General features: G+C 71.3%; 17 protein-coding genes. 8 read left to right on the forward strand and 9 right to left on the reverse strand.

The genetic code is table 11. The features are described from left to right. From G6022_RS00035 to G6022_RS00045, 3 genes are all read left to right on the forward strand, one after another. Positions 1-610, forward strand: a 610-nt coding sequence (locus G6022_RS00035; protein ID WP_182690840.1) for an aspartate dehydrogenase domain-containing protein, incomplete at its 5' end; no start/stop codon positions are given. Between the two features lie 33 nt (positions 611-643). Further along, positions 644-907 (forward strand): hypothetical protein, encoded by a 264-nt coding sequence (locus tag G6022_RS00040; protein WP_179523247.1) that lies wholly within the window; start codon positions 644-646, stop codon positions 905-907. Between the two features lie 3 nt (positions 908-910). Next, entirely contained in the window at positions 911-2,104 is a 1,194-nt protein-coding gene (locus G6022_RS00045) for an FAD-dependent oxidoreductase (RefSeq protein ID WP_182638594.1), read from the forward strand. A gap of 7 nt (positions 2,105-2,111) precedes the next feature. Here G6022_RS00045 and G6022_RS00050 read toward each other — a convergent pair whose 3' ends face one another. From G6022_RS00050 to G6022_RS17095, 3 genes are read right to left on the reverse strand one after another with little or no spacing between them, the layout of a single operon-like run. Next, entirely contained in the window at positions 2,112-2,804 is a 693-nt protein-coding gene (locus G6022_RS00050) for a TetR/AcrR family transcriptional regulator (protein WP_182638597.1), read from the reverse strand. A gap of 40 nt (positions 2,805-2,844) precedes the next feature. Then, complete coding sequence (locus tag G6022_RS00055) at positions 2,845-3,831, reverse strand: ABC transporter permease (RefSeq protein WP_304814998.1); 987 nt, start codon at positions 3,829-3,831, stop codon at positions 2,845-2,847. Further along, positions 3,824-4,942: an ABC transporter permease gene (locus G6022_RS17095; protein WP_179523249.1), complete on the reverse strand. Its 1,119-nt coding sequence runs from the start codon at positions 4,940-4,942 to the stop codon at positions 3,824-3,826. Before G6022_RS17095 ends, G6022_RS00055 begins: the two co-directional genes overlap by 8 nt. A gap of 167 nt (positions 4,943-5,109) precedes the next feature. On the opposite strand from G6022_RS17095, the gene G6022_RS00065 reads away from it, so the two are divergent. From G6022_RS00065 to G6022_RS00075, 3 genes are read left to right on the forward strand one after another with little or no spacing between them, the layout of a single operon-like run. Beyond that, positions 5,110-6,162 carry an ABC transporter ATP-binding protein gene (locus tag G6022_RS00065; RefSeq protein WP_347237771.1) on the forward strand — a complete coding sequence of 351 codons (1,053 nt, stop codon included), beginning with the start codon at positions 5,110-5,112 and terminating at the stop codon, positions 6,160-6,162. Continuing rightward, on the forward strand, positions 6,159-7,196 hold the full coding sequence (locus G6022_RS00070; RefSeq protein WP_182690842.1) for an oligopeptide/dipeptide ABC transporter ATP-binding protein: 1,038 nt from the start codon (positions 6,159-6,161) through the stop codon (positions 7,194-7,196). Before G6022_RS00065 ends, G6022_RS00070 begins: the two co-directional genes overlap by 4 nt. Continuing rightward, positions 7,193-8,797, forward strand: coding sequence for an ABC transporter substrate-binding protein (locus G6022_RS00075; protein WP_182639173.1), 1,605 nt, complete (start codon positions 7,193-7,195; stop codon positions 8,795-8,797). Before G6022_RS00070 ends, G6022_RS00075 begins: the two co-directional genes overlap by 4 nt. 604 nt (positions 8,798-9,401) lie before the next feature. On the opposite strand, the gene G6022_RS00080 is transcribed toward G6022_RS00075, so the two are convergent. From G6022_RS00080 to G6022_RS00095, 4 genes are all read right to left on the reverse strand, one after another. Then, positions 9,402-10,853 (reverse strand): amidase, encoded by a 1,452-nt coding sequence (locus G6022_RS00080; RefSeq protein WP_182690844.1) that lies wholly within the window; start codon positions 10,851-10,853, stop codon positions 9,402-9,404. Between the two features lie 49 nt (positions 10,854-10,902). Next, positions 10,903-11,766, reverse strand: a complete 864-nt coding sequence (locus tag G6022_RS00085) for an SDR family oxidoreductase (RefSeq protein ID WP_241730956.1) — start codon at positions 11,764-11,766, stop codon at positions 10,903-10,905. Positions 11,767-11,845: 79 nt separating this feature from the next. Next, positions 11,846-12,574 carry a sulfite exporter TauE/SafE family protein gene (locus G6022_RS00090; RefSeq protein WP_182638487.1) on the reverse strand — a complete coding sequence of 243 codons (729 nt, stop codon included), beginning with the start codon at positions 12,572-12,574 and terminating at the stop codon, positions 11,846-11,848. Between the two features lie 70 nt (positions 12,575-12,644). Then, on the reverse strand, positions 12,645-13,121 hold the full coding sequence (locus G6022_RS00095; protein WP_182638488.1) for a nuclear transport factor 2 family protein: 477 nt from the start codon (positions 13,119-13,121) through the stop codon (positions 12,645-12,647). A gap of 81 nt (positions 13,122-13,202) precedes the next feature. On the opposite strand from G6022_RS00095, the gene G6022_RS00100 reads away from it, so the two are divergent. Next, the gene (locus G6022_RS00100; protein WP_179523256.1) at positions 13,203-13,871 is read left to right on the forward strand and encodes a TetR/AcrR family transcriptional regulator; all 669 of its coding nucleotides are present in this window, start codon (positions 13,203-13,205) and stop codon (positions 13,869-13,871) included. Here G6022_RS00100 and G6022_RS00105 read toward each other — a convergent pair. Further along, a complete protein-coding gene (locus G6022_RS00105; RefSeq protein WP_241730957.1) occupies positions 13,868-15,445 on the reverse strand; it encodes a DUF4389 domain-containing protein in 1,578 nt (525 codons plus the stop codon). The two genes, G6022_RS00100 and G6022_RS00105, sit on opposite strands and share 4 nt — an antisense overlap. A 417-nt stretch (positions 15,446-15,862) precedes the next feature. After that, the gene (locus G6022_RS00110; protein WP_182690846.1) at positions 15,863-17,170 is read right to left on the reverse strand and encodes a cytochrome P450; all 1,308 of its coding nucleotides are present in this window, start codon (positions 17,168-17,170) and stop codon (positions 15,863-15,865) included. Positions 17,171-17,227: 57 nt separating this feature from the next. Here G6022_RS00110 and G6022_RS00115 point away from each other — a divergent pair. Next, on the forward strand, positions 17,228-17,836 hold a 609-nt coding region (locus G6022_RS00115; protein ID WP_182690848.1), incomplete at its 3' end, for a hypothetical protein.

A 17,836-nucleotide genomic window follows, 5' to 3' on the forward strand; every position in this document is an offset into this window, starting at 1 on the left:
CGCGGAGGAGTTCGTCCCGCGCGTCACGGGCGCCGGCAAGGACGTGATCGTGTGCTCGTGCGGGGTGTTCGCGCGGCACGAGTACCCGCAGGACCTGATCGGGGACGGCCCGGGCCGCGTCCTCGTTCCCGCCGGGGCGGTGGGCGGACTGGACGTCCTCGCGGCGGCGGCCCGGGCGGGCACCGATCAGGCCGCGCTTCGCCACGTCACCATCAAGAGCCCGGCCGCCCTGGGCATCCGGCAGACCCTCGACACGCCCCTCGAGGTCTTCCGCGGGTCCGCGCGGGAGGCGGCGCTGGAGTTCCCCCGCACCTCCAACGCCTCCGTGGCGCTCGCACTCGCGACGCTCGGCCTGGACCGCGTGGAGGCGATCGTGGTGGCCGACCCCGGGGTGCAGCGCACCCGACACGTGGTGGAGTGGGAGTCCCCGGTGGGCCGCTACGACATGCGTTTCGAGAACGCGGTGGACCCGGACTCCGGTGGCCGCACCTCGGCGATCACGGCGTGGTCGGTGGCCGGGGTCCTCACCTCGATCAGGGCCGGGGCCGGGCCCGGCGTGGTGGTCGTGGCTGCGGCCCGACCGGTGGAGGGTGCGCGGGTGACGCCATAGCGTGGAAGGACCAGCCGCCACGAAAGGTGTCCCATGACCCACGCACGGCCCTCCGACCCCGATCCGAGTCAGAGCCCCGATCTCGACAGCGGCGGTTCACCCGACGGACCGCAGACCCCGGACTCCGATTCCACGTCGATGCAGTCGGACAGCGCCACGGAGAAGCAGAGCCCGACGCAACAGCAGAGCCCCACCCCGTCCCCGTCCAAGAAGGGGGCATACATCCCGATCGTCGTCATCGTCGTCCTCGTCCTCCTCCTGGTCATCGGGCTCGTGGGCTACGCAGTGACGGTCTGACCCGTGTCCGCCGCGTTCGACACCGTGATCATCGGAGGGGGCAACGCCGGGATCTCCCTGGCGGCCCGCCTGCGCCGGGACGGTCGGCAGAACATCGCTCTGGTCGACCCGAGTCCCGTGCACCGGTACCGGCCGATGCTCAACTACGCCGCCACCGGCCTGGCACCGATGAGGCGGTACGAACGCGCGATGACGGACGTCGTCCCCGCCGGCGTCCACCTGCTCCCCCACCTGGCTGGACGGGTCGACACGGACGCCCACACCGTCACCCTCGGTCCGCGCGAGGAGGGTCCCACGATCACCTACGAGGACCTGGTCGTGTGCCCCGGTCTAACCGCGCGGTGGGACGCGATCCCCGGGCTGGACAAGGCCTACGTCGCCGGATGGGCGGCCTCGGCCCACGTGCCCGAGTACGCGGGTCGCGCGTGCGCCGCGCTGGTCCGCCTGCGCGAGGGGACCGTGGTGTTCTCGGTGCCACCCGAACCCGCCTCCTGCGGCGGGACCGTGCTCAAGGCCATGTTCCTGGCGTGCGACCGCTGGCGGCGCGAGAAGGTGCTCGATCGTATCGACGTGCACCTGGTGACCCCGTTCCGCGGACTCCTCGGACTCGAACCGTGCGACTCGCGGGTGCAGCCGTACCTCCGGGAGTACGGCATCACCGTCCACGAGGGATCCGAGGTCGCCGCCGTGGATCACCACGCCCGCACCGTCACACTCGACGGCCCGGTCCCCACCACGATCGAGGACGTCGACCTGGCCTACGTCACCCCTCTGAGCCGCGCGCCGAAGTTCATCGCCGACGCCGGGTTGTCCGACGGCGGTGTCGCCGGGCTGGTCGAGGTGGACCCCCGGACCCTGCGCCACGCGCGCCTCGACTCGGTCTGGGGCCTGGGCGACGCCGCGACCGTCGACACCCGTCCGTCCGGAGGGGCGCTGAGACCGCAGGTGGCGGTGGTCGCCGACAACCTGCGCGCGGCCCGGGACGGCGGACCCGGGACGCGGTACGACGGCTACACGATCATCCCGATCGCCGTGAGCCGCGACCGGCTGATGCTGGTCGAGCACGACCGGGACGGTCGGCCCGCACCGTCGGTGCGCGGGATCGACCTGACCGTGCCCAGACGCTCGACCTACGCGTTCGACCGGTACCTGCAGCCGGTGGTCTACTTCCGGAAGCTGCTCCGCGGGCGGGTCTGAGAGCAGGTCAGTCCCGCGACACGGTCCCGGCCCCGGTCCCGGCCCCGGACCCGGCCCCGGACCCCGCCCCGGCACACAGTGCGGCCTCGATCATGTCGTAGAGGTGCGCCACGACGTCCTCGAACCGCGCGTTGACCACGGTGTTCCGGGCGTCCCGGCGGTCCTCGTAGACCGCCAGCGCCCCGGTGAACATCTGGGTGGCCAGGTCGATGCGTTCGAACGCCACCCGCCGCGGCAGGTGGGAGAGCACGTCGATCAGCCGCACCACCACGTCGTCGGTCGCCGTCCGCAGATCCGCCTCGGGGATGCCCGGCGCCATGACCGGCCCGACCCGCTGCAGGAACCGTGCGTAGTGCGTGGCCTCGGGGTGGGCGCGCAGGAGCTCGACGATCGGTTCGAACAGCACCCCGACGAGGGTGTGCAGGTCGTAGCCCAGACCCTGCTCGTCGGCCGCGGCCAGCCGCGCCTTCCGGGCGGAGTCCAGGGAGATGATCCGGCGTCGCAACACCTGCAGGATCAACCCGTCGCGGCTGCCGAAGTGGTACTGGACGGCCGAGTTGTTGCGTTGACCGGCCGCCGTCGCGACGTCGCGCATCGAGACGTCGTCCAGCCCCCGCTCGCTGATCATCTTCTCGGCGACCTCGATCATCGCCGTCTTGGCGTCCTTGGCGTCGCGGGAATCGCCGGCCTCCTCGGGCATCTCGGCCACGTCGGCTGCGCTCCCCTCGGCTGAGGTCTCATCAGATCTTCGCTGCACCGGGACTCCACTTCCGACCTGCCGCCTCGCCCAGCTGATTGAAACTGAGCACCGTCAGGAATAGTACGACCGCCGGGACGCCGACGAGATACGGGTATCGCTGGAAATCGGCCTGACCGGCACTGATCATGTTGCCCCATGTCGGTTCCGGCCGGGGAATGCTCAGCCCCAGGTAGCTCAGCGAGGCCTCGGCCACGATCAGCACGGCGACGAGCATGAAGCTGTACGAGAAGACCGGTTGGACGATGTTCGGGGTGACCTCCCGCAGCATGATCCGCAGTTCACCCGCCCCGAGCGACCTCGCCGCGGTGACGAACTCCCGGCCAGCGAAGCTCATCGCGTTGGCCCGGACGAGCCGGGCGTAGGCCGGGACAACCATGATCCCGAGGGCGAGGGTGATGTTGGGCAGTGTCGGGTCGAGCACGGTGACGATCGCGATGAGCAGGATGAGCGACGGGAACGCCAGCAGGGTGTCGGTGATGATGGAGACGATGCGATCGGTCCACCCACCCCGGTAGCCGGCCACCAGCCCGAGCGCGCCACCGACGAGGGCCCCGACCAGGACTCCGCCGATACCCACGACGAGGGAGACCCGGGCGCCGTAGAGCAGGCCTCCCAGGATGTCCAGGCCCTGTCCGTCCGTCCCGAGGGGATGGTCGGACAGCAGGTCGGGGGCGAGGGTCGACGGCGTCATCAGCGCGAGGGACGGGTCGCGCGCCTCGGCCAGCGGCAGGAAGTCCACGAACAGTGCGCCCAGGACGATGAGGACGGTCCAGGCCAGGGCGAGCGCGGTGCCGAGTCCGGACAACCGGGGCATCCTCGGACGGCGGCGTGCCGGGGTGGCGGCGGCCACGGTGGGATCGGCGACGACGCCGGGGCCCGCGACGGGCCCGGAGGCAGCGCGGGTGGAGGCAGCCCGGGTGGGATCGGGGCGGCTGGAATCGGGGCGGGTCGGGTCGGTGTCAGCCACGGCGGATCCTCGGGTCGATGAGTGCGTACGTGACGTCGACGGTCATGTTGACCAGGACGTAGAACACGGCGATCACGATCACCCCGCCGAGTACGACCGGCAGATTGTCGTTCTGGACGGCGTCGACGATCATGCTGCCCATGCCGGGGAGGTTGAACAGCCGCTCGACCACCACCGTCCCGCCGATGAGTCGGCCCAGACTGATCCCGGCCAGGGTGATGATGGAGACCGTGGACGGCCGCAGCGCCTCCGCGACCAGGACGTGCCGGGTGGGCATGCCCTTGGCGCGGGCCGAGAGGACGAAGTCCTGCTGGAGGGTGGAGATCATGTCGGTCCGCAGGACGCGGGTGAAGATCGCGACCTCCATCAGGGCGAGGGTGATGGCCGGCAGGGCGATGCTCCGCAGGTTCTCCCCCAGTCCGTCGGCCAGCGGCACGTAGCCCTGCCGCGGGAACTCGGGGAGGAACAGGGCCAGCAGGGCCAGTACCGCGCCCACCGCGACGCCGCCGATCAGGGCCCGGCCCCACATCACCCCGGGTGACCCGGGGCCGCCGCGCCTGCCGAGCGGGGACAGCGCCACCGCGAGGCCGATCACCACCGCCGCGCCGAGGATCAACTGCTGCGCCAACGAGTGGTTGAAGACCAACAGGTAGATCAGCAGCAGGCCGGCCACGAAGCTGGGGACCGAGATGAACGCGAACGCCACGATCGAGGCCACCTGGTCGAACACCCCACCGCGCCGGTAGGCCGACCACACGGCGACGGGCACCGCGATCGCCAGCGAGAGGATGATCGACAGGAACGCGAGCTGCATGGTGACCGGCAGCGCGTTGCCGATCAGCTCCACCACGGACTGGTTGGGCGGGACCAGTGAGTTCCCGAGGTCGCCGGAGGCCACCCCTCCGACCCAGTCGGTGAACCGGGTCCACACGGGATCGTCCAGTCCCAGTTCCTCCCTCGCCAGCTGGTATTGCTCCGCGGTGGCTCCCGGGCCGACGGCCGAGGCCGCGGAGTCACCCGGCACCGCCTCCATGAGGAAGAACGCGCCGGTCGCGGCGAGTACGACGACGACGACCGCGTGCAGAGCGCGTTCGCCAATGAACCTGAGCACGTAGTGACCCTTCGATTGAGACACCGCCTAAGGCGGTTTCTTACTCGTCTTGACGTAGCCACCATATGCCGTGATACTCGTCACAGCAAGACGGATTAAGTAGATGACTTAGACCGGACCATCACCCCGAGGAGGCCGTCATCGCCGCCGCACCACCCCGCAGACCCGTGTCGTCGAACGACCGGGACGACCTGCTGCTCGAGGTCCGGGATCTCCGCACCCACATCGACACCCCCTCCGGGCGCATCACGCCCGTCGACGGGGTCGACATCTCCCTGCGCCGCGGCGAGACCATCGGCATCGTCGGCGAGTCCGGCTCCGGCAAGTCGATGCTCGTCCGCTCGATCATGGGCATCGCCCCCACCACCGCCCGGGTGGATCCCGCCTCGACGGTCCGTTTCGACGGCCGCGACGTCCTGGCCCTGTCCCAGCGCGAGGCACAGAAGTTCTGGGGACGCGAGATCGCGATGGTCTTCCAGGACCCGCTCACCTCGCTCAACCCCATCCGGACCATCGGTCGGCAGATCATCGACCCGCTGCGGCACCATCTGGGACTGGGTCGCCGGGAGGCGGCCGACCGCGCGGTCGAGCTCCTCGAGCGGGTCCGGATCCCCTCTCCCCGCGCCCGCCTCACCGAGTACCCCCACCAGCTCTCCGGCGGCATGCGCCAACGCGTCGGGATCGCCATCGCCCTGTCCTGCTCGCCCAAGCTGCTCATCGCCGACGAGCCCACCACCGCGCTCGACGTGACGGTGCAGCACGAGATCCTCGACCTCCTCCACGGGCTGCAGGCCGACGGGGACATGGCGATGATCCTGGTCAGCCACGACCTCGCCGTGGTCTCGCAGCACACCGACCGGATCGGGGTCATGTACGCCGGTCGGTTCCTCGAGGTGGGCGACACCCGGGCGCTGCTCGACGAACCCGCGCACCCCTACACCGGCGCACTGCTGGACTCGATCCCGCGGCCGGACCTGCCTCCGCACACCCTTCTCACCGTGATCGAGGGGCGCCCGCCGAACCTGCGGGAGATGCCGCCGGGATGCCGGTTCGCCCCGAGATGCCCACGGGTGGCGGACGACTGCCTCGTCGTCGACCCCCCTCTCGAGGACCTCGCCACGGCCTCCACCTCCCACCCCACGACGACCACCGTCCACCGCGTCGGATGTCTCCACCCCACCGTCCCCGTCCACCACCGCACCAGCAGCGAGGCCTCATGACCGGCTCCAGTCAGCACGTCGCCGACGCGCCCACCCCGCCGGACGCGGGACGGCCCGGGGACGCCAAGCTCGTCGTCGATCACGTGACCGTCGAGTACCACACCCGCAAGGGGACGGTCCACGCCGTCTCGGACGTCTCCCTCGACGTGCCCCGCGGCAGGACGCTGGCGCTGGTCGGCGAGTCCGGCTGCGGCAAGTCCAGCCTCGGTCGCGCGTTGCTCCAGCTCCCCCGTCCCACCTCCGGGCGGGTGATGGTCGACGAGACCGACCTGTGCTCGCTCTCCGGGGCCTCCCTCACCCGGGCCCGGAAGCTGATCCAGATGGTGTTCCAGGACCCCGTCTCGTCGCTCAATCCCCGCCGCAGGGTCCGGGACATCGTGGCGGAGGGCCTGGAGATCCAGGGCGTCGACGGCGGCCGGGAGGAGATCCGGCGCCGGGTCGACGTGGCCCTCGAGGCGGTGGGCCTGGACCCCGACCACGCCGGTGGGCGGCGCCCGTCCGAGTTCTCGGGCGGCCAGTGCCAACGCATCGCGCTGGCCCGGGCACTGGTGCTCGAGCCCGAGGTGCTGGTGTGCGACGAGCCGGTCTCCGCGCTCGACGTCTCCGTGCAGGCGCAGATCCTCAATCTGCTCGAGGAGATGAAGGAGCGCTACCGGCTGACGATGGTCTTCATCTCCCACGACCTGTCGGTGGTGCACAACATCGCCGACCAGGTGGCCGTGATGTACCTCGGCACGGTGTGCGAGGTCGCCGACACCTCCTCCCTCTACCGCGCGCCCGCCCACCCGTACACGATGCTGCTCATCTCGTCGGCCCCCACACTCGGCGGCACCCTCGCGGACACGCTCGGCGAGTCGCCGATCACCGCCACGAGTTCGGAGCTGCCCTCCCCGCTCGACCCCCCGTCCGGTTGCCGCTTCCGTACCCGGTGCCCCCGGGCCACCGAGATCTGCGCAGCCGAACGCCCACAGCTGACCGTCATCGCACCCGGCCACCAGGTCGCGTGCCACCACCCTCTCGAGGAGAACCGATGAAGCGCACCACCAGCGCACTGGCCGTACTAGCGGCGGCCACCCTGACCCTGACCGCATGTGGCGGGGGCGGGGACGACTCGACCGCCGCGGCCGGCGGCGAGGGCCTCGCGCCGGACCAGTCCGAGCGCTGCACCGAGGACCGCGCCGGCGGCACGATCACCGTGGGCGAGTTCTCCATGCTCCCCAGCTTCGCGCCCGGCCAGGGCCAGTACGGCGTCCGCGGCGGCGCCCAGTCGGCGGCCGTCTACGACCGGCTCATGGTGTGGAACCCGGAGGCCGAGGAGTTCGAGCCCAAGCTGGCCGAGTCGCTGGAGTCCAACGACGACAACACCGTGTGGACCCTCACCCTCCGCGACGGAGTGACCTTCTCCAACGGCGACCCGCTCACCGCGGAGGACGTCGCGTTCACGGTGGGCCTGCACAAGGACCCCGCCACCCGGTCGGTCGCGATGACCGAGGCCATGGAGATCACCGAGGCGCGGGTGGTGGACCCGCTCACCGTCGAGTTCACGCTCGCCGACCCGTGGGCCGGGTTCCCCATCACGCTCGCCGGGACCGTCGGGGAGGTCATCCCCCGGGACGCCTACGAGGCCGCCGACCCGCAGGAGTGGGCCAGCAACCCGATCGGCGCCGGAGCGTTCACCGTCGCCGACTTCACGCCGGACCAGGAGACCGTGCTCGAGCCCAACCCCGACTACTACGGCGGTCCCGTCTGCCCGACCCTGAAGTTCATCCGCATCCCCGGATCCCAGGGCACCTATGACGCGTTCCAGACGGGTGAGGTCCAGGTCGGCTTCCTGCGCGGCGCCAAGTTCGTGAACATGGCCCAGGACGACGAGGTCCGCGGCTTCGAGGAGATCATCAGCTCCGGCTCGGTGATCAACATGAACTCCGGCAAGGCCGGATACGACGGCGTCCTGACCGACGTCCGCGCCCGCCAGGCCGTCGCCGCCGCGCTGGACCGCGACCTGTGGAACCAGCGCCTCTACAACGGTGAGGGCCAGGCCACCTCGGCACTCGTCGCCGACTCCTCCCGGCTCTACGACGGCCAGGAAGGGCCTGCGTACGACGTGGAGGCGGCCCGGGCCCTGGTGGAGGAGGTCAAGGCCGACACCCCGGACTGGGACGGCACCCTGCGCATGCTCATCGGCGACGGTCCCGAGAACATCGAGGCCGGAGTCGTGGCCAAGGCGCTGCTGGACGCGGCCGGGTTCACGGTCGTGATCGACAACGCGCCGGTCTCCCAGGTCACGGCACGCCAGTTCACCGGGGACTTCGAGATCGTGATCGGCGGACTGGCCACCTCGGACGCCGATCCTGCGGCCGCCTTCGCCAGCGGCATGCTCCCGACCGGGGCGACCAACATCACCGGGATCGACGACCCGGAGCTCACCGCCGCCATCAACGACCTCAAGGCCGCCGCCGACCTCGACGTCCAGAAGGAGGCGCTCAACCGCCTGCAGGAGGTCTTCAACGAGGTGCAGCCGTTCACCGTGATGGCCAACGCCGAGCAGTACGTCGCGATCTCCGACACCGTCGGGGGACTCACCCCGACACTGTCCTCGACGGTCCTCTACGACGGGGCGTTCGTGACCGAGTGACTCTGCTCAGGAGTGACGGTGCTCCATGAGTGACGCTGCCCCAAGAGTGACGCTGCTCAGGAGTGATCCCCACCGGTCCTGACCGACCGGCTGCACTCCGACCCCCACGCACACGGGCCCCGGGCTCCCGCCACACGGCGAGGCCGCCCGGGGCCCTGTGGCGTCCCGGTCGAGTCGAGGAACAGTGGCGCGGCTCCTGCCCAGCTCGTGCCCGGCTCGTGCCTGGCTCCCTCCCAGCTCGTGCCCGGCTCGTGCCCGGCCACAGCCGCACGCGAACCTGGCGTCCCGCGTGTACCGATGCGCAGGCGAGACGCCATGTTCAGAAGCGGCTGCAGTCAGCGTGTACGGGCGCGCGAGCGAGACGCCAGGCGCGGGAGCGGATGAGCGAGGCGCAGAGAGCACGGGCCACGGCCCAGCCGCCGCAGCGGACCGGGCGGCGCAGGAGACAGGCGGGTCAGGAGCCTCGCAGGTCAAGAGCAGGGCGGCGAAGGAGACAGGCAGGTCAAGAGCCAGGCAGGTCAGGAGCCGCACGGGTCAAGAGCCTCGCGGGTCAAGAGCCGCGCGGGTCACCGCCATCCGAGCCCGGACGATCAACGCCCGCGCGTCACCATCCCTCGTACCCCGGCGCCACGGTCGCCCACGGCGCGGCCGCCTCGAGCTGCCCCGACAGCCGCAGCAGCACATCCTCGCGGGCGTAGTCGGCGACCAGCTGCACGCCCACGGGCAGGCCCCGGTCATCCGCGGCCAGCGGGAGGGAGATGGCCGGCTGCCCGGAGAGGTTGAACATGCTCGTGCACACGGAGAACGCCGAGGACCGCGTCCACATCGCCTCCGGGTCGGTCGGGTCGAGGTAGCCCAGCTCCGGGGTGGTGGAGGGCAACGTCGGCAGCATCAGCACGTCCACGCCGCCGGGCCCGAACAGCTCGGCCACGCGCCAGCCGGTCCGCGTGGCGGTCTGCAGGGCCCGGGCGACGTCGGGCGCGGAGTGGGTCATGGCGTTGTCCAGGATCACCCGGGTCCAGGGCTCGATGTCGTCGTCGTCGAGGTCTCTTCCCAACGCGGCGAGGCGCGCATCGATGGTGGCCCGCAGTTGGGCGCCCATGATGGCGCCGACCGCCGACATCCCCTCCAGCACGTCGACGTCCAGCTCCACCTCATGAACGTCGTGGCCGAGCCCGGCGAGCAGAGCGGCGGTGTGGTCGACGGCGGCGGTGCACGCGGCGTCGGTGGGGAACGGTCCCGGCGCGACGCGCAGCATGCCGACGCAAAGACGGCCGGGGTCGGCGCCGACCTCGTCGAGGAACGGGCGCGACGGCGTGGGCGCACCGTAGGAGTCGCCGGGGCGGTGGCCGGCCACCACGTCGAGTAGCGCTGCGCTGTCACGGACAGTGGTGGTCAGCGCGTGGTGATAGGACAACGGCGAGGAGAGCGCGTCGGGGTGCGGCCACGTCGGAACGCGCCCGCGGCTGGGCTTGAGGCCCACCAGTCCGCACATCGCGGCGGGGATGCGGATGGAGCCGCCGCCGTCGGTGCCGTGAGCGACCGGCACCATTCCCGAGGCGACCGCCGCCGCCGATCCGCCACTCGACCCGCCCGTCGAGTACGCCGTGTTCCACGGGTTGTGGCACGGGCCGTGCAGCAGCGATTCGGTGGTGGTGGACTTGCCCATCTCGGGCACGTTGGTCGTACCGAGCACCACCATCCCGGCGGCCTTGTAGCGCTGCACGACGGTGCTGTCCACACTCGCCACGACGTCGGCGAGCAGCCGGGAGCCGTCGGCGGCGGGTAGCCCGGCCACATCGGTGCCGAGTGCCTTGATGACGATCGGCACCCCCCGCAGCGGTCCGTCCGGCAGCCCCGCCTCCACCTCGGCGCGCGCGACGTCGATGCGCGTGGAGACCATGGCGCCCAGCCCGGGGTCGAGCCGCTCAATGCGGGCAATGGCCTCCTCCAGCACCTCGGCGGGGTCGGTGGCGCCGGAGCGGATGTCGGCGGCCAGGGCTAGCGCGTCGCGGCTGTTCGGTGCGGTGTTCGTGGGACCAGTGGTCGGGGTCATGGCGGAGGCTTTCCGGGGAGAGGGGTTGTACGGGGCGACGACGACGGGGTCAGCCCCAGCGGGACTGGCCGCCGTCGAGGGGGATGGTGGCACCGCTGAGGTACGAGGCCTCGGCCGAGCACAGCCAGGCCACCGGGCGACCGATGTCGGGGAGGGGGTCGCCCACGCGGCCGGCGGGGATGCTCGACACGAACTCCTCCGCCTCCTCGGGGTTGTTCTCCATCCACCAGTCCAGCCCGGGGCTGTGGGCGTGTGGCGCCACGTTGAGGGCGCGGGTGCCCTCGGCCGCCCACTCGTAGGCGGCGGCGCGGGTCAGGGCGCGGATGGCCTCCTTGACCGCGGCGTAGACGCCGTAGTTCGCGGCGTCCCACCGGACGGCGGCGGCGGTCACGAGGTTGATGATCGTGCCCCCACCGCGCTTGGCCATCTCGGGCCGCGCCAGCTTCATCAGGGTGAAGGTCACGCGGGGGCCGCCCTCGAAGGCCTTGCGAAACTCGTCGTCCGGGTAGTCGGACAGCGGCAGCGGCATGGCCATGTTGGCGTTGTTGACCAGGATGTCGACACCGCCGAGCTTCTCCACGGCGGTCGCGATGATCGCCTCGGGGGCGCCGTCGGTGATGATGTCCACGGCCAGGCACTCGGCCGTCCCACCGTTCGCACGGATGATCTCGGCGACCCGCTCGAGTTTGCGCATCCGACGCCCGACCAGCAACAGCGCGGCACCGGATTCGGCGAGGCCGAGCGCGATGCCCTCCCCGACCCCCTGCCCGCCACCGGTGACGATCGCGACCTTTCCGGCCAGACGGTTCTCACGTGCGGTGCCGGCGGTCTCGGTGTGCTGCGCGATCGTGTCGGTCTGCGTGGTCGAGTCGGTCTGTGCGGTGCCGTCGGTCTGCGCGGTGCTGTCGGTCATGGGGTCCTCCGGGGTCGGTACGGGAATCTGTGGGAGTGGGAACGGGGCGTCACGGCGATCACGCGGTGGCGAAGGTCGATCACGCGGTGGCGAAGGTGACGAGGCCGGCGATCACCACGAGGGAGATCACGGCGGAGCGGAACACGTGGGTGGGCAGGCGCATGGCGATGCCGATTCCGAGCTGGTTGGCCAGGACCCCGACGACGGTGCAGGCCACCACCATGGGCAGCAGGGCGGGCAGGTCGATCTCGGTGCCCGACCACAACAGTGCGAGGGAGACCAGGCTGGTGATGACGAAGTACCCGGCGAGGTCGGCGATGAAGCCCAGCGGCGGCAGCCTGGCCCGGCTGAGCAGCAGGACGACAGGCGGTCCGTTGAGCGAGGTGGTGGTGGAAAAGTACCCGCTGATCACCCCGGTGACCGCGGTCGCGATCGCCGAGGGCGGTCGGGGTGTTTTTGCCGCAGGCAGCGCCATGGCGACCCCGCACAGGACCGTGATCGCGCCTGCCGCCGGCTTGAGGTGCTCCTCCGGCAGGAACGCGATGGTCTGAACGCCCAACCAGGCGCCCGGCACACTCGCCAGTCCCAGCACCGCGACGCGCGGCCAGGTGATGTGAGCGCGCAACTGCACGGTGACGCCCACCCTGGTGACCAGGGCCACGACCAGGTTCACCACCACCGTCTCGGCCAGTCCGATGCCCGCCATCAGCATCAACGGGGTGGCCAACAGGGACGTGCCGAACCCGGTGGCGCCGCCGATGACCGAGGCCGCCGCCACGCACAGCGCGGCGATGACGATCAGCTCCACGCGTCACCGTCACGGTCACAGTCGTCGTCACCGACTCGCCGGGCAGAGCTCGCACCGTCCGCCCGCGCCCTCACTGCCCGCCGGTGGGGGCGAGGTGGTTGTCCGTGAGCTGGAAACTCGGGATGTCCTTGAGGTTGAGCATCGCCTCGTAGGTGCGCTTGTAGCCGGTGCTCGTGATGACCCAGCGACCGTCCTGGCGCGCGTAGGTGTCGGAGTAGAAGGCGCTTCCGATGATCATCGTGTCGAAGGCGGGCACGATCACCCGGTCCTGCAGGTACCAGCGGCCGGTCGCGGTGTCGCCGTCCACCTGGATCTCCGGGTGGTGGGCCTGGTGCTCGGTGATGACGTCGTCGGTCATCTGCTCCCGCAACCCGGCCACCACCTCGTCGCGGCCGGTGTAGGACAGGCGCTTGCCGTAGGAGGCCGAGACCTCGGGGGCGAGTGTCCCGGCGAGCTCGTCCCACAGTCGCAGATCCACACAACGCAGGTAGCGGTACTTCAGGGACTTGATCGCGTCGATGTCGTCGCGGCGGTCGGTGGTGGTCATCGTGAGGCCTTTCACGTGGGGGCGGGGCGCGCGAATCCACACCCGTCAACCCGACTGTAGTCAATTGTGTACAGTTTGGGAATGGAAAGTGAGAACCGATCCGACGACGACGAGGACGGCCTCCCCGGACCGACCCCGCCCGACTCCGCGCCCACCCGTGGGCACGGCGCCCCGCGACCCCGCCCGACCGGTCGCGACGAGGTCCGTTCCGCCGTCCTGCGCGAGGCCCGGCGGCTGCTGTCCGAGCGCGGGCCGCACGTGCCGTTGCGCGATATCGCGGACGCCGCGGACGTCAACCTCGGCCTGATCCACCGGCATGTCGGCCGGAAGGACGCCCTGCTGACCACCGTCATGCAGGAGGCGGTGCGCCTCGGCGCCGCGCGGCTCGAGCACCTCGACGACGCGGGCGAGGCCGTGCGCGGGATGCTGCTCGGCGCCACCGCACACCCGGAGATCAGCCGCCTCCTGGCCTGGTTGGCCCTGGACGGCGAGGCGGCGTTCCCGCCGATGGTCGACCCGGCCGAACGACCGGCCGCCGCACTGAGGCGTATGACCTCTCCCCCGCCAGCCGGGGACGTCGAGCTGCTCCTGGTCTTCACCGCCGTCTACGCCTGGCCGGTGCTGCGGGGCGCACTTCTGGACACCCTCGACATCCCGGCCGACCAGCGCGAGGAGATCGACGAGCGGCTCGCCGATCTCCTCGCCCGCATGGTGACGGGCCACCGCGACGGCGGGGACGGGACGGACTAGACGGTGGGCCCCTCCGACCCGTGACCGACCGGCCCCTCCGGACCCTGGCCGACCGGGGTCTCCGGACCGTGACCCGCCGGGACCTCCGGCCCGTGACCGACCGGCTCCTCCGGCCCCTGGTCCAGGCGGAACGGAGGGTACTCGTCGCGCAGGAGCAGGACGTACGAACCGACCCGGTACACCCAGCGGTTCAGACCCACGATCAGGTCGAAGAGCCCGGGCAGGTAGCGGCCGGTGAACAGCAACCCGATCGCGGCGATCAGCACGAGCAGGCCCACCAGCGAGATGTTCCACTCGGCGCCCCCGTACTCCGAGGCGCTGGTCAGAGCCGCCCCGCCGCCGGTGAGGATGCCCACGATGAGCAGGTGCGGGATCACGAGCAGCCACCACTTGACCAACACCAGGCCGCGCGAGAGCCGCTCGGGGTAGGCCACGTCCAACTCGGCCGGGTAGTCGGCGGGCGCCAGCGAGAAGGGCGGGTACCGGTCCGTGCCGAGCACGGAGTAGGCGTAGAACCCCACACGCCAGTTCCACCGCAGCACCCCGACGCTGTACATGAACCACGACCGCGGATAGCGACCGGTGAACAGCACGACCAGGCCCGCGGCGATGGTGGTGACCACCAGCGCGAACCACAGCAGCGCGATGACGATGTAGTGCGGGATCGCCAGCAGCCACTTGATCAGCCACATCGCGCGCGAGACCTGCGGGTCCGGGAGCCCGGTCAGACGCAGCGGATCGGGACCCGCGCCCACGGCGGGGACGCCCGCACCGGGCCCGCGGTCGATGTCGCGCCCGAGGCCGGCGGTCCCCAGCAGGATCAGCGGCAGCCCCAGCACCAGCGCCACGATCCCGGTGACCAGAACCCCGGGATTGGCGAGCCCGAACAGCTCGGTGTGCGCGCCCACCTGCACGTCGACCCACACCGGGCGGGTGCCGTCGGCGTTCATCACCACGACCACCCAGTCGCCGGACTGCAGGTCGACGGTGATCGTCTGCTGCTCGCCGCCCGTCGCGGACTGGGCCCAGAAGTCCTGGTCGGTCGGCGGTTCGGGGGTGCGGGTGCCGGGCACCTCGTCGAGCGCGGTGTCGGGGTCGGACCCCGTGCCCCATGTGTACGGGGTGTCGACGGTGTACCCGGTGTCCCACGGGTCGTCGCCGAACACCGCGTGGGGGACGTCGTTGAGATAGGCCGAGACATCGGACGCATCGGCGATGCCGATGAACACGTCCTGATCGGGGACCACCGGGGTCGCGCGGAGCTGGATACTGATCAGGTCGTCGAGACCGAACGTGCCGACGGTGGCGCCCTCGTCGACGTGGACCGTGAGGGGCGCGGTCGTGATGGCGTGGCCGACGGTCTGGAGTCGATCGGTGTCCGTGTAGGCGTAGCGACCGTCGCGCTGGGAGGCCTCGGCCACCATGAGAGCCGCGCCGGTGGCGGTCATCCCGAGGCCGAACACGGCCAGCAGGACCCCCGCGACGAGCATGACCCAGTTCACCGGGCGGGTTCGGGGAGAGTGGTGGACTGTGGCGGAGGACGGCCCGGACGGGGCGTCATGTGGAGTTGCCATGATGAGTCCTTGTGCAGTGGGGTGCGGATCCACCAGGGACGGCGCATCCGCCTACATGAGGTGACGTTACTCTTATACGGGCAGTGTGACGCCCGTTTACTCGGGTCTCCAGCCCCGGCTCCAACCCCACCATCGGCCCCCTTCACCCCCGGTCGTCCTCGGTCCCGGACCCGGCCCCCGCGACTCTCCGCCCGTGGGGTGGGCGGCCATCGCCGCGATCTGCGCCTTCGGCCTGACATACCTACTGGTACAGCGGCCGTGGCGGCGCCGCATCGAATCGCGGACCGATGCGCTCGTCCCGGGCGCGGGCGAGGAGGCCTCACACATCCCTCGGGATGACATCGCGGCGATCAGGCAGGCCCCGCTCGTGTCGACCGCGAGAACAGAGGGGCAGCGGTGCGGGTCGCGGCGCGCGGGTCAGGGCCGCGGCGCGGAGAACCCCGTCGCGGGCAGCGAGTGGAACCCGCGGGTGAACGGCGAGAGCGCCCGGACGGCCGCGCCCCTGTCGACCCCGATGGCCGGGTGCGCGGCGTAGAGCTCCTCCAGGGCGATCCGCGCCTGCAGACGCGCGAAGTGCGAGCCGATGCAGAAGTGCGGGCCGCGGGCGAACCCCAGGTGCCCGGTGATCTCCCGGGTGATGTCGAGCTCCTCGGCGGTGGGACCGAACTCGCGCTCGTCGCGGTTGGCCGAGCCGTAGAGCATCATCACCTTCTCCCCCGCCGGGATCGTCACCCCGCCCACCGTCACCTCACGGATGGTCGTCCGCGCGAGCGCCTGCACGCTGGACTCGAAGCGCAGGCACTCGGAGAGCGCGCCGGGGATCAGCCCCGGGTCCGCCACGAGCAACTCCCGCTGCGGCGGGTGCTCGTCGAGCAGCGCGACGGTGTGCGAGATGAGATTGCCGGTGGTGTCGTTGCCGCCCGCCACGATCACGAAGCAGAACCCCAGGATGTCCCAGTCGTCCAGCCTCTCGCCGTCGATCTCGGCCTGCGTCAGGGCGGAGACGAGGTCTTCTCCCGGGCTCGTGCGCCGCTCGGCGATGAGCTCCCCGAAGTAGGCGAACATCTCCGCCACCGCCGCCGCCGCACCGCCCTCGAGGCCCGCCGGACGGAACCCCTCCTCCTGCAGGGTCGTCAGCGCGCTGACCCACGGGCCGAACCGGGGGCGGTCCGCTGCCGGCAGGTCGAACAGCTGGGCCAGCACGAAAGTGGGGATCTGCGAGCTGAAGTCCCGGTGCAGGTCGACCACCTCGTCGTCGTCGTCCCTCTCGGCCATCTCCGCCAGGCGCCCTCGGACGAAGTCGCGGATCTGCGGCTCGGTCTCCGCGACCCGCTTCGGGGAGAACGCCTTGGCCAGCAGCCGCCGCTTCCCGGTGTGCTCCGGCGGGTCCATCATGACGATGGTCGGCGCCAGCCCCAGCTTCTCGATCTCGTCGCGGTAGAAGGTCAGACCGCTGGCGGAGGAGAACGCCCCCGGGTCGCAGACCGCCGCGTCGACATCGGCGTAGCGGGACAGCGCCCAGAAGTCCGGTCGCGCCGCGGTGCCGTCTCCGCGGTGGAGGTGGACCGGGTCCGTCTCGCGCAACCGCCGGTAGCCGGGATAGGGATCGGCCAGGTGCGCGGGGTCGAACGAGTCGAAGGCGGGGCCCGTGGTGGTCGGGGCTGGCTCGGTCGGGGCAGGCTCGGTCGGGGCCGGCTCGCGGGTGGGAAGAACTGGGCGGGTCATGGCCACATTTAACACGTGCTGTTAGACATTGGGAAGGGGCGATCTACACTCGGGCGGGTGCCCCGCTCCACCGCGATCTCACGCCAGCCCCGATCGACCGCCACCCGGGAGGCCCTCTACCAGGCCGGACTGCGGCGCTTCGCCTCCGACGGCTGGCGGACGGCGCGGATCCGCGACATCGTCGGCGACGCCGGCCAGGGCAACGACTCGGCGATCAACTACCACTTCGGCGGCCGCCTGGGCCTGTTGGAGGACGTGCTGCTCCGCGGGGTCCTGCGCATGGAGGACGAGCGTCGGGCCGATCTGCAGCGGTGGGCGTCGTCGACCCCCGACCTCGCGGAGATCGTCCGGGCGGTGGTGTCCCCGTTGGCCGACCTGTTGGACGACGACGAGGGCCGCTGCACCCTCCGGGTGATCGCCCAGGTCGGTGCGCTCGCCGAGGTCGGCCGGACGGTCACCGGCGGCCCGGTCGCCGACACCGCTCTCCAGGACCAGCTCGAGATGCTGGTGTCGGCCGCGACCGCCCGCTGCGGCAGGGAGCTCGCCGGGCACCGGGTCCGGCAGCTCATCGTGATGCTCACCGCCGAGCTCGCGGTGCGGGCCTGCGACGCCCCGGAGGCCGGACCGGCCCACCGGGAGTACGTGGCCGATCTCGTGGACTGGCTC

The sequence above is a fragment of the Dietzia sp. Cai40 genome (genome assembly GCF_014145165.1).
GTDB lineage: Bacteria > Actinomycetota > Actinomycetes > Mycobacteriales > Mycobacteriaceae > Dietzia > Dietzia natronolimnaea.